This window comes from Bacteroidetes bacterium endosymbiont of Geopemphigus sp., assembly GCF_002904345.1.
GTDB lineage: Bacteria > Bacteroidota > Bacteroidia > Flavobacteriales > Blattabacteriaceae > GSPS2-BC2016.
Genome location: NZ_PEIH01000005.1, coordinates 599846 through 615675, shown reverse-complemented (window position 1 = coordinate 615675; position 15830 = coordinate 599846). Strand labels below are relative to the sequence as shown.

The window sequence follows — 15830 nt, the reverse complement described above, 5'->3', positions numbered from 1 at the left end:
TTTTGCAAAATTCAAAGAGCAGGACCTTACCAAAGAGAGGTATTATCAAAAAGAGGTAAAAAAGCTTAAGAATAAAATCAACAAAGTAGAAGTTGAAATTCAGGTCCTGGAAAAAAGTATTGCCGAGAGTGAAAAAAACTTTCTCTGCGTTCCGCCAAAGGCAGAACAAATGAGCACTTATGATCATCTGCGCAAGCAACTCGATAAGAAATTACTGCTTTGGGAAGCCATTCAAAAAGAGGGGGAAGATTTTTTAATAAAAGGTGGTTTTCCCTTATCGATAAAAATTACCTTTGCCTTACAAAATAAACTTATTAAGCATCTAAATAAAATGTTCTCAAGCATCATCGTAGGACTGCAGTGGGGAGACGAAGGTAAAGGAAAGATTACCGATCTGCTGGCTGAAAAATCTGATTACATCATTCGTTATCAAGGTGGCAATAATGCTGGCCATTCTTTACATATCAATCGGGAATCTTTTGTATTGCATCTCATTCCGTCAGGGGTAGTACATTCGGGAAAAAAATGTCTTATTGCATCTGGAGTGGTAGTGGACCCAAGGGCTTTGCTCGAGGAGCTTGGAATGCTTGAAAGCCGCGGGCTGGATACCTCGGGAGTATTTTTAGCCAATCGTGCGCATATTACCTTGCCTTATCACCGCCTTTTGGATGATTATAAAGAAGAATTACGTGGAGCACGATCTATCGGAACTACCCGCAGAGGTATAGGTCCTACTTATGAAGACCAGAGTGCTCGGATAGGAATCCGAGCTATTGATTTGCTTGATGAAAAAATTTTTTATGAAAAACTCAAGATCAATCTTGAGTATAAAAATCGAATCATAGATTGCGTATACGGTAAATCTCCTATGGATTTTCAACCCATTTATGAAGAATATATGGGCTATGCCGATAAATTACGCCCCCGTATTATTGATAGTGTTTACGAGATTCATCAGGCTTTAAAGAGTGGGAAGAAACTTCTTTTTGAGGGCGCACAGGCTATATTATTAGATATAGCCTATGGCACTTATCCATATGTGACTACTTCTTCGCCCTCCACCGGTGGGGTATGTACAGGGGCGGGGATACCGCCTACGGCTTTAAAAAATTTTATCGGCGTAACTAAGGCCTATTGTACACGTGTTGGTTCAGGTCCTTTTCCTACTGAATTAAAAGATAGTACAGCAGAGGAACTTCGAGATAAGGGTCATGAGTATGGAGCTACTACTAAAAGACCAAGACGTTGCGGATGGCTCGATTTGGTGGCCTTGCGTTATGCTTGTATGATTAACGGTATTAACCACCTGGTAATGACCAAGCTCGATGTACTTACTGGATTTGAAAGACTTCGCATAGCTATCGCCTATGAAAAAACAGATCACTCCCGAACAGATCAATTTCCTGCTTCAAGCGAGGCCCTTGAAAAGATGCGACCTGTATATATCGACCTACCGGGATGGCAAGAGAACATTTCACGGGTGACCTCTTATGAAGCGCTTCCTGAAAATTGTAAGGAGTACCTGAGATTTATAGAAAAGTTTATGGGAATAGAATTAGACATCATCTCTGTAGGGCCAGAGCGTCGGCAAAACATCATCAAAAAATTAGACTTGTTTTAATTCAAAAATCAAAAATCATTCTTTGTGAATCGATATGAAAATCCTTTAGTAGAGCGTTATGCAAGTTTAGATATGCTTTACAATTTTTCCCCACACAAAAAATTCACCACCTGGCGCAAGCTTTGGCTGGCTTTAGCTGAGATACAAAAGACCCTTGGCTTGGATATTTCCGAGGAACAGCTTCAAGAGTTAAGAGCACATCTTGAGGATATTGATTTTGAAAAAGCAAGGAATTATGAGAAAAAGTTTCGTCATGATGTAATGGCTCATGTACATACTCTTGCTGATGCGGCTCCCATGGCCCGGCCTGTTATTCACCTGGGTGCTACCAGTGCCTTTGTAGGAGATAATACCGATTTGATTCAGATTCGTGATGGTATGCAGATTCTTTTTAAAAGAATGGTACGACTTGTTAAGCGCCTTCGCGACTTTGCTTTGGAGTATAAAGAACTTCCCACTTTGGGTTTTACACACTACCAGCCGGCTCAGCTTACCACGGTAGGCAAGCGCGCTAGCCTTTGGCTACAAAGCCTTTTACTGGATATTGAGGAATGTGAGTTTTGCTTTGAAAACTTACGTTTTCGAGGTGTGAAAGGTACTACAGGAACTGCAGCCAGCTTTAAGGAGCTTTTTAATGGCGATTTTGAGAAAGTAAAAAAGCTGGATGATCAACTCTCAAAACGCTTTGGTTTTCAAAAACGTTTTGCCGTCACCGGTCAGACCTATGACCGTAAGCTCGATGCTCAAGTATTGTATTTACTATCCAATATCGCTCAATCGGCCCATAAGTTTACCAATGATTTGCGACTATTGCAAAATCTTAAAGAAATCGAAGAACCTTTTGAGAAAGATCAGATTGGTTCAAGTGCTATGGCCTATAAGCGCAATCCCATGCGCAGTGAACGCATCGCAGCTTTGGCGAAATTTGCCATATCGCTTTCTTCGAGCCCGGCTATGGTAGCTGCTAGCCAATGGTTAGAGCGCACACTGGACGATTCGGCCAATAAACGTTTGGTGATACCTCAAGCTTTTCTCGCTATAGATGCTATTTTGCTAATCTGGAATAATATTATGGACGGCCTGGTGGTTTACCCTAAAATGATTGAAAAACATATAAAGGAAGAGTTTCCTTTCATGGCTACCGAATATATTATTATGGAAGGCGTAAAAAATGGAGGGGACCGTCAATGGCTGCACGAGCGTATTCGTCTTCATTCCATGCAAGCTGCTCAGGTAGTGAAAATTCGGGGGAAAGAAAATGATTTGATTGGGCGAATAGTAAACGATAACAAAATCAACATCGATAAAAAGCAACTAATGGATTTGCTTTATCCAAAAAATTTTACAGGCTTTGCTTCTGAGCAGACGGTGAATTTTATTGAGGAACAGGTAGATCCGCTCTTGGAAAGACATAAAGATTTAATCGATACACCTAATGAAGACCTCAGTGTTTGAAATTTTTAAGAATTTATTTTTTAATATATTGATATGAACTATATTTTTGGATTTTTATTTACACTTCCTCTTATTTTCTCGAAAACATCATGAATCAAAGAATTTATATTCAAAAAAAAACTTCTTTTGATGTCTCTTCACGAAAACACTTTGAAGATCTTCGTATATACGACATATACGATATTTTTCAGCTTGATGAGGCGCACTATGATAAGGTGCTTTATCGCGTTTTTTCCGATAAGGTCACCGATACGGTACATGAAAATTTTTATTCAACGTATCCTTACTTCACTATTGAATATCTTCCTGGTCAGTATGGTCAACGAGCTGATTCCGCTACGCAATATATCAAAATCATCGCTCCAGAAGCAGATGCTATTGTACGTAGCGGACGCCTTATCGAATTGATAGACTTACCTCCATAAAGATTTAGATAAAGTCAAAAAATATTGTATAAACGCCGTTGAGGCTCGTGAGAAGGGCTTGAGATTGCTCGAGCTTCCCGTCCATTCGGCTCCTATGAAAATTCCTATTATAGATAAAATTCGGCAATTTTCATCTGATGAACTGGAGCGTTTTTATAAAGTCCATTGCTTTGTGATGAGCTATGAAGATCTTTCTTTTATCCAAAATTATTTTCAGCAACAAAGACGCGATCCTTTTGAGACAGAATTGCGGGTATTCGATACATACTGGTCCGACCATTGTAGACATACGAGCTTTATTACTTGTTTAAAAAATATTGCTTTTGAGGGAATTTTTCAGGAGACGCTGCAAAATATCTTTCAAAACTATCAAAACACCCAAGCGTTATTAAAAAGGGAAGAAAAACCTGTGACACTTATGGATCTCGTCATTATCACCTCCAAAACTCTTCGTGCTGAAGGATATCTAGAGAGACTGGGTTATTTCTGATGAGATCAATGCTTGCACGCTAGATATCGATATCAAGGTGGATGACGAAATCCAGCAATGGCAACTGCTTTTTAAAAACGAAATACATAACCATCCTACTGAAATCAAACCTTTTGGCGGAGCCTCCACTTGCCTTGGAGGAGCTATATGTGATCCACTTTCAGGACGGACTTTTGTCTATCAGGCAATGCGATTAATCGGATCGGCTGATCCTAATGAACCCCTAGAGCAGACCTTGCCAGGAAAGCTACCTCAGAGAAAAATAACCACCGAGGCCGCCCGTGGTTATAGTACCTGTGACAACCAGATTCGTCTGGCCACTACCCATGTGGCAGAAGTTTATCAACCGCTCCTTTATAGCGCCTGCTCAAGAGCTTCGGGAACTGTCAGTGTACATTTGAAGCTCAATTCCATAATGAGCGAAGTCAAAGGTAAACGCATAGTGATCATTGATGATTCCATAGTACTCGTTACTACCAGTTGTCGACTAGTGGATTTTTTCCGAAAATCCGGCGCTCTGGAGATCCATTTCCGCAGCGCCTCGCCCCCTATTGTAGTTCCTTGTTTTCTTGGGATAGACACCCCTGATAAGAAACACTTAATCTCAGCTCGTTTAACCGATAAACAAATCGCTAAGATATTAGGTGTAGATAGTTTGGTTTTTTTGAGCGTGAAGAATCTTAAGAAGATATTGCAGGGTACTGATTATTATTTTGGATTTTTTATAGAAAATTATCCTGTTCAAAAAAATAATTCTATTAAAGAAAATATGGCTTTATGAGTACTTACAAGCAGGACGGTGTAGATAAAGAAGAAGGCTATCGAACAGTAGCGAAAATAAAAAAAAGCCGTAGAAAAGACACACAATGTAAATGTTCTCAATGGCTTGGGAGGATTTGGTGCTTTTTATCAACTCTCGGGATACAAAAATCTTGTATTGGTCTTGGGAGCCGATGGAGTAAGTACTAAATTGCGTCTTGCTCTGGATTATAAAAAATACTCCTCTATCGGTATTGACTGTTTTGCTATGTGTGCTAATGATATTTTATGTAATGGATCCAAGACTTTGTTTTTTTTGGATTATACCGTTTGTAGCAAGCTCAACGCGGATATCGCCTTGTGCAGATCATCTCCGGAATGGCGGGCGCTTGCAAGGCTACCGGTACAGCCCTTATCGGAGGGGAAACTTCAGAGAGCCGAGCATGTACTAATCGGTCGATTACGATGTGGCCCGTTTTTGCGTAGCCGTGGTTGAGCGCGAAAAGATTATTGATGACACAGCGAGTGTTCAGCAAGGGGATATTCTCATAGGCTTGCTTTTCTCAGGGGTACACAGCAATGTCTATTCACTTATTCGCAAGATTTTTTCACGTGAAGATCTTTTAAAAGATTTTCATGGGTATTCTCTTTATGAAGCGCTACTAAAATCTACACGACTTTATAACGATATTGTCCATAGGCTTTTAGAGCGTTTTACTATTCATGGTTTGGCGCATATTACCGGTGGCTGGATTCTTGAAAATATTCCCAGAATTATACTAGAGGGTTTATATGCACTTATCGATGTGTTGAAAATTCCGGTACAGCCTGTTTTTGAGCTTATTCAATCCATAGGTAAAATACCTCAAGAGGAGATGTGTGGTCCATTTAATATGGGCATAGGTATGGTTGTAGTGGTTTCTCCTGAGGATCGGAATGGTGTTTTTCAATATATGAGATCGCTTGGTGAGAAGTTTTTTGTAATAGGATCTATTGAAAAAGGTCCTGAGAAGATTAGTTTTAAAAAAATGATGTACTATTTAAAAACTATAATTAAAAATTTCATCTTCCTTTGGCTCGTTATCTTATTAAGCGAAGTTCTTTTCGCTCAAAGGAGCGCTTTCCTTTTACAAGATCAAAACGGGCGATTGCTTACTGAAAAAGGTGATATACAAATACTCCATTCGCTTTGTTCTATTTTTAAAATTCCTATTGCCTTATATGGGCTTTGACAACGGTATCCTTTATGATGAATTTCATCCTGAGTGGTCTTATAAAAAAGAATATAAAGCGAGATTTCCTATGTGGCATGTGAAGGCTTATCCTGGTATTTGGACGCATCGTAGTACCGTATGGTATTCGCAGGAAATCATTAAAAAGCTTGGCCGGGAGAAATTTCAGAATTATGTCAATCAATGGAATTATGGAAATCGCGATCTTTCGCGAAATCCCGGAAAAAATGATGGTCTTACTCGTTCCTGGCTTGTAAGCAACCTTCAGATATCTGTAATGGAACAAGTGGATTTTCTTAGCAAATTATTACAGAATCAGTTGCACGTTTCCAAAGAGGCTCATAGGCATACTCAAAATATTCTCTTTTCTGAGGAATTGTCCGATGCATGGGAGTTCTATGTAAAGACCGGTAGAGCGGCTACTATCAAGCGTACTGGTTTATAGAATGGATAAAAAAGCAAGGGGGAACTTGTATGCTTTTGCTCATTACGCCGAGTATGAAAAAAAACCGACGCTTATTGCAGGGAAACAAGCTAGGTCAGAGGCTATAGATTATTTAAATAGACTTTATTCAAAAAAACATCCACTTTAAAATGATTAAAACAGCTGTTTTGGTTTCGGGAAAAGGGAGTAATCTACTAAATCTTTTGCAGGCTATAGAAGATGGACGTCTTCCATATCTGAATATTTATAAGATGATTTCCGATAGAGATTGTTTTGCCTTAGCGCATTATGTAAAAGAAGAAATACCAAACTTTTGTCTTGATCGAAGCCTTGAATTTTGTAAAAATATCGATAGTATTCTTCAAAAGGATACTGACTTGATCCTTATGGCTGGCTTTCTTTCCATTTTAGATGGCGACTTTTGTCAAAAATGGGCCGGAAAGCTCATAAATTTGCATCCGTCTCTTTTGTCTAAATACGGAGGTATGGACATGTATGACATGAAAGTTTACCGAGCTGTTTTGAAAAACAAGGAAACTCAATCAGCAGCTACAGTGCATTATGTGATTCCTGAGGTCGATGCCAGCGAGATCATTCTTCAAAAATCTTGCACCATAGATCCCGTAGAAACTCCTGAGTCTTTGGCCAAAAAAATCCATTAACTCGAGCATAAGCTTCTTATCAAAGATCTTGAATAGGTTTCGGTAAATCAAGGCCCATTGCAAAAATGATTCGTAAAAGACATCAGATATATGAAAAAAAGAGCCCTTATCAGCGTATTTGATAAAACCGGTTTACTTGTATTTGCTCGATTTTTAGAGACCCAGGGGTATGAAATCCTCTCTACAGGCGGAACTTTTCGATATCTTCAGGAATCTGGATTACGGCCTTTGGAGATCGCTGAGCTTACTCAATTTCCGGAAATCTTAGAGGGACGCGTCAAAAGCTTACACCCTGTTATCCATGCAGGAATTCTGGCTAAGCGTAAGAATAAGGATCATATGCATACGCTCTCTGAGCATCATATCGCTCCTGTGGATATGGTTGTGGTCAATTTGTATCCTTTTTTTGAGAAAGCTAATGAAAATCTTCCCTTTCATGGAAAGCTTGAATTTATCGATATCGGCGGCCCGACCATGTTGCGCGCCGCGGCAAAGAATTTTTCTGATGTGCTAGTGATTACCGACATAGCAGATTATCAAATCGTTCAGGATGAACTCTCTCAAAAAAAGGAGTTCTCTTCAGATCTGCGAAAGAAGCTTGCCGGAAAAGTCTTTAATCTTACCGCTGCCTATGACGCAGCTGTTTCCCAATGGCTTTTACAAGAGAATTTCCCTGTCTTTATCAATGCTTCTTATAAAAAGCGTTTTGATTTGCGATACGGGGAGAATCCTCATCAAAAAGCAGCTTATTATACCAGTACCACCGGATCAGGCGCTTTTTGTGATTTTGAACAAATACAGGGTAAGGAATTGTCTTTTAATAATCTTCGCGATATGGATGCCGCCTGGAAACTGATGTCGGAATTTTCTGATCCAGCCGCTTGCGCTCTAAAGCATGCTACACCTTGCGGTGTAGCTCTAGGTAAAGATATTTCAAAGGCTTATCAAAAAGCTTATGCATGCGATCCGATATCTATTTTTGGAGGTATCATAGCGGTAAATCGCCCTTTGGATAAAGCTGCCGCTGAGCTGATGAAGGATATTTTTTTAGAGATCATATTAGCGCCTGAGTTTAGCGCAGAAGCATTAAAAATACTTAAGATAAAAAAGAATTTACGTCTTATCCGTATAAAAACCCCCATATCAGATAAGCTCGAATACTTTAAAACAGACGGTGGCATTCTCGTTCAAGAGCGTGATGAGCACTTTTTTACCGATTATACGGTAGTGACAAAAGCCAAGCCTACAGTTGATCAGATAAAGGCTTTGTGTTTTGCGCAGAGAGTGGTTAAGCATGTCAAATCTAATGCTATAGTGGTAGCTCGTTCCACCCAAGCTCTGGGGATTGCCGGTGGTCAAACCAATCGCATTTGGGCAAGCTCTCAGGCGATAGGGCGAGCCTTGGAAAAATCATCTGAAAATCTGGTGCTGGCTTCAGATGCTTTTTTCCCTTTCAGGGATGTGATAGATCAAGCAGCTTCTAAAGGTATTACAGCTTTTATTCAACCAGGAGGGTCTCTGCGCGATGCCGATTCGATAGCTGCCTGTGATGCCTACGGTCTTCCTATGATTATGAGTGGCATGCGGCATTTTAAACATTAAGAACCAAGATAAAAAAAGAGCTGTTGTGACTTGCAATTTTCCCTTTTGGAATTACTTATATTTGAGCGCTTTTGCCAATTTTTATTCATGAAGGTATTTGTTATAGGCGGTGGTGGACGAGAACATGCCATCGGGAAAAAATTACTAGAAAACCCTCAATTAGAGCGACTCTATTTTGCTCCCGGCAATGGAGAAACAGCTCAAATGGGTGAAAATGTTTTCCTGAGCGATTCTGAGGCATTAGCTGATTTTTCTCTTGAAAAAGGTATAGATCTCACCATAGTGAGATCGGAAGTGCTTTTGGTAGAGGGCATTGTAGATGTTTTTCTACAGCGAGGTTTGCCCATATGCGGACCACATAAACAGGCAGCGAAGCTTAAAGGCAGTAAGGTGTTTGCAAAGATTTTATGAAAAAATATGGAGTGCGCACGGCAGCTTATGCCTATTTTTCCGATGCCGTAGCTTACCTCGATGAGTTGAATTATCCAGTAGTGATTAAAGCCAGTGGTTTAGCCTCGGGAAAGGGAGTGATTATAACTCAAGATAAAGAATTTTCTTTTAAAGCTCTAGAGTTGATGATGAAAGATAAAATCTTTAGCCCCGGTGCCGCGGATGAAGTAATTATCGAGGAATGCTTGCAAGGCAAGGAAGCTTCGGTTTTATCAGTATTTAATGGTAAGGAAATTTCCCCTTTTCTCTCTGCTAAAGATCATAAAAAAATCGGTGAAGGAGAAACCGGTTCTAATACAGGAGGTATTGGGGTAGTTGCGACCAATCCTCATATAAGTGAGGCCATCTGGCAGGATTTTGATGAAAATATTTTGACCCCCATCCTGCAAGGTTTATCTGCTGAAAATCTTTCTTTTGCCAGTGTGATCTTTGTTGGACTGATGATTACCGAAATAGGGGTATATCTTTTGGAAGATAATCTACGTACGGGAGATCCAGAGAAACAGTCTATTTTTACTCTTATGGAGAGTGATTTTTTGGAGACGATACAAAAGGCTATAAAACGAGAATCCATAGAAATTTCCTCGAAGCCCGCCCACTCTTGTGTTGCGGTTATGGATTCTGGAGGCTATCCAAGACCTTACAGAAAGGAATATGAGATCACCGGTCTCGAGACACTACATACATCCTATTATATCGCCGGGGCTGAGAAAGAGAACGATCGTTGGATCACCTCTGCAGGACGTGTATTGAATATTATAGGTATAGGCACCTCTGCTCAGGAGGTTTATAAAAACGCCTACGAAGCAGTAAAGAAAATTTCTTTTACAGACACCTTCTATAGAAAGGGCATAGGTCTGTCTTAAAATATTTTATGAAACACAAATCCATACTGATACTAGATTTTGGTTCACAATACAACCAGCTTATCGCCCGCCGTATCCGCGAGATGGGAGTATATGCCGAATTATTACCTTATGATATTCCACTAGAAGAAATTCTTGCTCACTCGCCACGTGGAATTATACTATCGGGAGGTCCTTCCTCGATTAATGAAGAAAATGCCTGTATACTCTCTCAAAACCTGTTTAAGCAGGGTATACCTGTTTTAGGTATTTGTTACGGAATGCAGCTTATAGCACACGTTTTTAAAGGGGAAGTATCGCGTGGCAGGCAAGCTGAATATGGCCCGGTTGATTTTATTGTGGATGACCCTCAAAGCCCTTTATTAAAAGGCTTGCCTGAGAAATCTAATGTTTGGATGAGTCATTTCGATGAGGTAAACCATGTGCCTGGAAATTTTAATGTCATCGGACATACCGCTGTCTGCAGTGCCGCTTTGGCTAATGAGCACGATAAAATTTATGCGGTACAATTTCATCCCGAAGTAGCCCATACCACCTATGGTGGAGAAATTTTGCAAAATTTTATTTTCGCAATTTGTCATTGCGAGAAAAACTGGAAAATCGGGGATTTTTCTCAAACTGCTATTGAGCAGATCAGGACGAAGGTGGGGAATAAAAAAGTGGTTTTAGGCCTGTCAGGTGGTGTGGATTCTTCTGTAGCAGCTGTATTGATCCATCGAGCTATCGGTGAAAAACTAAGCTGTATTTTTGTTGATACGGGTTTGCTCCGCAAGGATGAAGCGCAAAAAGTTATGGATACCTATGGAAAACATTTCCACATGGATATTCATATGATAGATGCGAGCAAGCGCTTTTTATCTGCTTTAGCTGGAATTTCCGATCCTGAGACCAAACGCAAGATCATCGGCAAGGAATTTGTGGAGATTTTTAACGAAGAGGCCGTGAAGATCAAAGGAGTTGAGTTTTTAGCCCAGGGAACCATTTACCCAGATGTGATCGAATCGATTTCCGTAAAAGGTCCTTCATCAACCATTAAATCCCATCACAATGTCGGCGGTCTACCTGAGAAGATGTCTTTACAGCTCATCGAGCCTTTACGTGATTTATTTAAAGATGAAGTAAGAAAATTAGGAATGAGCTTGGGGATACCCAAAGAGATGGTATATCGTCATCCTTTTCCCGGACCTGGCTTGGCAGTGCGTATTTTAGGTGAGATCACACAGGAAAAACTTAATATTTTACAACAAGCTGATCAAATTTTTATCTATGAATTGCAAGCACATGAGCTCTACGATCAACTAGGGCAAGCTTTTGTGGTTTTACTACCGGTGAAATCCGTAGGGGTAATGGGTGATGAGCGTACCTATGCTTATACGGCTGTGTTGCGTTCTGTGGACACAAGTGATTTTATGACAGCGCGTTGGTCGTATTTGCCTTATGAATTTTTAGAAAAGGTCTCCTCCAGGATACTTAATGAAGTAGAAGGTATCAATCGTCTGACTTACGATATCAGCCCCAAACCTCCGGCTACCATAGAATGGGAATAATCAAAAGGATAAAATTGAAATGAAAAAGGCAAGCGACCCGCATCACACCGCTACAACCTTCTACCTTTGCTGTGTTCCCACCCTGGAGGATTCAAAAGGAGCTGGTTGTGCGGGACTTGCCAGGTCCAAAGGTAGTCATTTTATCTGTAATTTTAGTAAAGGTCTTTTATGTCTGTAGGTAATAAATTCATTTCATCTCCCTTAAGGGCCGGTGCGGTTTTGGCATTCATGAGTATCCTCATTTTTTTAGTCACTTACGCATTTTTCAAGCAAGCGGATTATTTTTATTCCTCGGTGCTTTCTAGCGCTTTTATTATGCCTTTGCTCTATGCGATTTTTGCGGTAATGGTTGCTTATGTACAAAGTACAAAACATCAAGAATTATCCTTGTTGCAGTCTTTTGGATGGCCCTTTTTGACTCTTTGCACCGGAGGAATACTTTCTTTAGCTGCTATATTTTTGTTTTTCAATTTTATAGACCCTCAGGCAGAAAACTTACTTAAAAAAGGGATTTTTTCCTATTGGTTTGAACGAAATAAAGCCGAAATGGTCCAGACCTACGGTTTGCAAGCGTATAAGCAGCGCGTTAAAGCCATCGATAGGAATACTCTTTTTAATATCTGGAGCTTTTTTCTTTACGTGATTTTCTGTTTTTTCTATTACTTTGTACTTTCATTATTGATTGGCCTGTTCTTTAGAAAGCATTCCACATGAATCTCTCGGTCATCCTTCCTTTATTTAATGAAGAATCTTCTATAGAGGAGCTCTATGAGCGTCTTAAGAAGGTAGTCTCCGCGCATGATTACACCTATGAACTTCTTTTTATCGATGATGGCAGCACAGATAGTTCCTGGTGTAAGATCCAGACCTTGAGTTTGCAGGATCAGCAGGTGCGCGCTATACGTTTGCGCAAGAATATTGGCAAGTCTTATGCCTTACAATTGGCCTTTCAAGAGGCGCGCGGACAAGTAGTAATTACTATGGATACTGATTTACAAGATTTTCCAGAAGAGATTCCTGAGCTTTATGAGAAAATTACTCGAGAAGATTATGATTTGATCTGCGGCTGGAAAAAAATACGTAAAGATCCATGGTTGATTAAAATTCTTCCCTCTTTATTTTTCAATTGGGTAGCTCGAAAGACTTCCGGATTACCTCTACATGACTTTAACTGCGGTATAAAAGCTTATAAGTCTAATGTGATTAAGCATATCGATGTGTATGGCGAGCAACATCGCTATCTTCCGATTTTGGTAAAGCAAGCAGGATTTTTACGAATCACCGAGAAAATTGTTCAGCATCAACCCAGAAAGTATGGCCAGTCAAAATTCGGTAATGATCGCTTTTTGAAAGGTTTTTTAGATCTTTTGACCTTATGGTTCATTTCTCATTTTGGAAAACGTCCTATGCATTTTTTCGGCATAGCAGGAAGCTTTGTTTTTCTGCTGGGTTTTTTTTCTTCTTTTTATATTGGCACTCATAATCTTTATAAACTTTCATTACGGAAGCAAGTAACTTCAGTTACTGAAAATCCATGGTTTTATATTTCATTGGCATGCATGATTATAGGCACACAGCTTTTTTTAGCGGGTTTTCTGGGAGAAATGTTGATCCAGACTAAATACCGCCGGGTGAATATTTGCAAAATTATAGAGACCCATATAGGATCTAGAAGTAACGTATTAGAAAATTAAAGAAGAATTATTGAATCTTTTTATAAAGTTGATAAAGCGAGAAATTTTCATTTATATTTTTTTATTGTGTAAAATATCAAAAATTATCTATAGTCAGGGGTGAAATCTCTGATTTCTCAGAAATTTACCGCAAGTAAAATAATCGTAAACTTAGAAGTTTGATAAACTTAGCTTCTAGTTTTTTATTTTTACCAATAAAAATAAGAAAGTTTATAAGAATGATATGATAGTGGTAACAAGCGTTAACGCTTGTTAAAACCGAAATAGAAATAACTTAAGTTTACCCTTTACCATCGATACTCTCTTTCAAACCATGCCTCATATAGTTCAGCTTCTGTATTCGTATCGTCCTTTTTAGGAGAGAATCTTAATTTTCTTTATCTGTGTTTTCTTCTATAAATCCCTCCAAAGATCTTTTATTTTCTGAATGGAATAAGTGTTTTGATGTTAAATTATTATCACATGATAAGGATATAACGAGTAGTAAGAAAAATATCCATTTTTTCATAAAATTTAAATTTTAACATTTATTTAAATATAATGTTTCATTTTTTTATTATTGTATAAAAAAATTTTTTATAAAAATTATGGTATTTTATATTGCATATAATAAATATTATTTACTTTATTTATAAGTTTTTTTTGATTAAAATGCTATTTGTTCATGAATTTTACTATTGCTTTTTATGCAAAAAACTTCTTTTATAGAAAAGGGAATAAATTTTTTATCAAATTTTAGTAAATATATTCCGATGAATATTATTAAAAATAAAAATTTTAAACCTATAAAATAAGTTTTTTAACTTTAACAACTTATTATCAGGAGACTTTCATAAGTCAATTTGATTTATCTTATATATAATTTTTTATATTAATTAATAGTTATTAAATATATTTGCTTGTAATATATATTTTCAATATACATTAATTTTTATACCTACCATAGTGTTTTAAAATTTCTGAATATCAGTATTTTATATTAAATTTTAAGATTATTTTTAAAATTTTCATTAAAGTTGTATCTTTGATTTAATTTAATATTTGTTAACTTTTATTTTTAAAATATTATGAATAAAATTAGTAAAATAAAATATCTCTTAATAGAGAAAGTTTTTCTTGATAAATATTCGCGTTTTAAAGCAAAAATTTCTTTACCTAGAATTAAGCAAATCAGGTATAAAAGTATCGTACCTGTTTTTACACCGCAGGGGACAGGGCGAACTCAGAAAAAGAAAATTTATTTTTTTTCATGGATAAGCTTTCTTCCTTATGGAATTAGGAAAATTAAAGAGCGTTTTACGGCTAAAAAAGAACTTCCGGGTTTTAGGACCTATTGCTCTCTTCAAGAACGTTATGATGAGATCGTTCCAGATGTCGATGTTTCCTGTTTGGTTTATAAAGAGGATGAAGACATACGTCCAAGTGAGCATAACTTATCAGAAAAGCTCGGAATATCTGATGATAAAATATCCCATCTATTACGATCTTCGAAGTCCGCTAATGCAACTTTCGAAATACCGTTCTTTTTCATTGAAGAGCGTTATTATCAAATTTGTCTTTTAGACATCAAAATCCTCTCATGACTTCTGTTTCTAACAGTTCTTTCGAGAAACTCATCCAAAAGAAATGGGAATGTAAAAGACCTAAATCTAAAAACAATCAAAGAACAGCCCTCTTTTAAGAGGAGATGTGAAGCACACGAAAATGAGATATGATGGTAAATAACCTAAAGTAATATTATGATATCGCAAATGACAATAACAGACTTACTTAAAATGTAAAATGCATTTCTTGTCAATAAAAAATTAAAAAAAAAACTATTTATTATATGAAACTCACTGCCATTATAGAAAAGACCTCTGAGGGATTTACAGGTTATTTTAGAGAAATCGATCATCTCATTACAGCTGCGCAAAATATAAGTCAGATAAAGGCAAGTTTTCAGGAAGTTTTGAATGACCATATTTTGTCTTTACAGGCTGCAGGTAAGGATGTAAGTCGCTGGAAAAAAGCAAAACTGAACTTTGTGATAGATATCGAGCAGTTTTTCGGTTACTACAAAATGATTAATAAAAGTGCCTTTGCGCGTTATATAGGTATCAATCCGATTCTTTTCAGGCAATACACCAAGAGTCTCGTTCCTATATCGGATCAGCGCGTAAAGAAAATTACGGAGGGATTGCACAGTCTGGCTAAGGAGCTCGAAGAAGTTACATTAGCTCGATATTCAATAACCGCTTCACAAAAAAGAGTTCTTTTTAAAGAAAGACAAACCTAAGCTTTTCTTTATACACCTTGTAAAGTTAAATCCCTCCTTAGTCTGTAATTATACCTGCCATAGAGATGATATTCTGCAATTGATACATGCTAATTTTGAATAATTAAGACAAGGCCTTTGCCTTGTCTCTTAAGATTTCCAAAAATATGTACTTTATAAAAGAGATAATGCCTTTATTGAATTTGAGCTTCAAATTAATTTCATTATATCGAAATATTTTTTTTAGGGTTCAAAGACATTTTATCTGTATTGATAGTCCAAGCTTTTTCCCTTTTCTAAGATAGGGCGTACAAAACTCTCCAGG

Annotated in this window: 17 protein-coding genes, 1 other RNA gene and 1 pseudogene; 18 read left to right on the top strand and 1 reads right to left on the bottom strand. The window is 37.8% G+C overall.

Annotated features, from left to right (window positions below):
* The first annotated feature begins 331 nt into the window (after window positions 1-331).
* From CS842_RS04310 to guaA, 14 genes and pseudogenes are all read left to right on the top strand, one after another.
* Window positions 332-1621 (top strand): adenylosuccinate synthase, encoded by a 1290-nt coding sequence (locus CS842_RS04310; RefSeq protein ID WP_103328032.1) that lies wholly within the window; start codon window positions 332-334, stop codon window positions 1619-1621.
* Between the two features lie 24 nt (window positions 1622-1645).
* Window positions 1646-3076, top strand: a complete 1431-nt coding sequence (gene purB, locus CS842_RS04305) for an adenylosuccinate lyase (protein WP_103327638.1) — start codon at window positions 1646-1648, stop codon at window positions 3074-3076.
* Window positions 3077-3165: 89 nt separating this feature from the next.
* Window positions 3166-3501, top strand: a complete 336-nt coding sequence (locus tag CS842_RS04300) for a hypothetical protein (protein WP_103327637.1) — start codon at window positions 3166-3168, stop codon at window positions 3499-3501.
* A 58-nt stretch (window positions 3502-3559) separates the two neighbouring features.
* Window positions 3560-3991 (top strand): hypothetical protein, encoded by a 432-nt coding sequence (locus CS842_RS04295; protein ID WP_195909873.1) that lies wholly within the window; start codon window positions 3560-3562, stop codon window positions 3989-3991.
* A 37-nt stretch (window positions 3992-4028) separates the two neighbouring features.
* Complete coding sequence (locus CS842_RS04290; RefSeq protein WP_103327635.1) at window positions 4029-4772, top strand: amidophosphoribosyltransferase; 744 nt, start codon at window positions 4029-4031, stop codon at window positions 4770-4772.
* 105 nt (window positions 4773-4877) lie between these two features.
* Window positions 4878-5036 (top strand): annotated as a pseudogene (locus CS842_RS07955) (phosphoribosylformylglycinamidine cyclo-ligase); the annotation flags it as partial.
* Window positions 5037-5128: 92 nt separating this feature from the next.
* Window positions 5129-5236: a hypothetical protein gene (locus CS842_RS07950; protein WP_410468518.1), complete on the top strand. Its 108-nt coding sequence runs from the start codon at window positions 5129-5131 to the stop codon at window positions 5234-5236.
* A complete protein-coding gene (locus tag CS842_RS07945) occupies window positions 5218-5982 on the top strand; it encodes an AIR synthase-related protein (RefSeq protein WP_410468501.1) in 765 nt (254 codons plus the stop codon). The genes CS842_RS07950 and CS842_RS07945 overlap by 19 nt, the downstream gene beginning before the upstream one ends.
* On the top strand, window positions 5972-6427 hold the full coding sequence (locus CS842_RS04280) for a penicillin-binding transpeptidase domain-containing protein (protein ID WP_103327634.1): 456 nt from the start codon (window positions 5972-5974) through the stop codon (window positions 6425-6427). The genes CS842_RS07945 and CS842_RS04280 overlap by 11 nt, the downstream gene beginning before the upstream one ends.
* A gap of 149 nt (window positions 6428-6576) precedes the next feature.
* Window positions 6577-7089, top strand: a complete 513-nt coding sequence (locus CS842_RS04275) for a formyltransferase family protein (protein ID WP_103327633.1) — start codon at window positions 6577-6579, stop codon at window positions 7087-7089.
* 90 nt (window positions 7090-7179) lie between these two features.
* Complete coding sequence (gene purH / locus CS842_RS04270; protein ID WP_103327632.1) at window positions 7180-8691, top strand: bifunctional phosphoribosylaminoimidazolecarboxamide formyltransferase/IMP cyclohydrolase; 1512 nt, start codon at window positions 7180-7182, stop codon at window positions 8689-8691.
* Between the two features lie 30 nt (window positions 8692-8721).
* The gene (locus tag CS842_RS07595) at window positions 8722-9102 is read left to right on the top strand and encodes a phosphoribosylamine--glycine ligase N-terminal domain-containing protein (RefSeq protein WP_322746647.1); all 381 of its coding nucleotides are present in this window, start codon (window positions 8722-8724) and stop codon (window positions 9100-9102) included.
* On the top strand, window positions 9099-10007 hold the full coding sequence (locus CS842_RS04265) for a phosphoribosylamine--glycine ligase (protein ID WP_322746648.1): 909 nt from the start codon (window positions 9099-9101) through the stop codon (window positions 10005-10007). Before CS842_RS07595 ends, CS842_RS04265 begins: the two co-directional genes overlap by 4 nt.
* 8 nt (window positions 10008-10015) lie before the next feature.
* Window positions 10016-11554 (top strand): glutamine-hydrolyzing GMP synthase, encoded by a 1539-nt coding sequence (gene guaA / locus CS842_RS04260; protein WP_103327631.1) that lies wholly within the window; start codon window positions 10016-10018, stop codon window positions 11552-11554.
* Between the two features lie 23 nt (window positions 11555-11577).
* Here the strand turns inward: guaA and ffs are convergent.
* An RNA gene (gene ffs, locus CS842_RS04255) (signal recognition particle sRNA small type) lies at window positions 11578-11676 on the bottom strand.
* Between the two features lie 46 nt (window positions 11677-11722).
* On the opposite strand from ffs, the gene CS842_RS04250 reads away from it, so the two are divergent.
* The 4 genes from CS842_RS04250 (at window position 11723) to CS842_RS04235 (ending at window position 15526) form a co-directional block, all read left to right on the top strand.
* Complete coding sequence (locus CS842_RS04250; protein WP_103327630.1) at window positions 11723-12268, top strand: DUF4199 domain-containing protein; 546 nt, start codon at window positions 11723-11725, stop codon at window positions 12266-12268.
* Complete coding sequence (locus CS842_RS04245) at window positions 12265-13248, top strand: glycosyltransferase family 2 protein (RefSeq protein WP_103327629.1); 984 nt, start codon at window positions 12265-12267, stop codon at window positions 13246-13248. Before CS842_RS04250 ends, CS842_RS04245 begins: the two co-directional genes overlap by 4 nt.
* Before the next feature lie 1067 nt (window positions 13249-14315).
* Window positions 14316-14831: a hypothetical protein gene (locus CS842_RS04240; RefSeq protein ID WP_103327628.1), complete on the top strand. Its 516-nt coding sequence runs from the start codon at window positions 14316-14318 to the stop codon at window positions 14829-14831.
* A gap of 245 nt (window positions 14832-15076) precedes the next feature.
* Window positions 15077-15526: a hypothetical protein gene (locus tag CS842_RS04235; protein WP_103327627.1), complete on the top strand. Its 450-nt coding sequence runs from the start codon at window positions 15077-15079 to the stop codon at window positions 15524-15526.
* The last annotated feature ends 304 nt before the right edge of the window (window positions 15527-15830 follow it).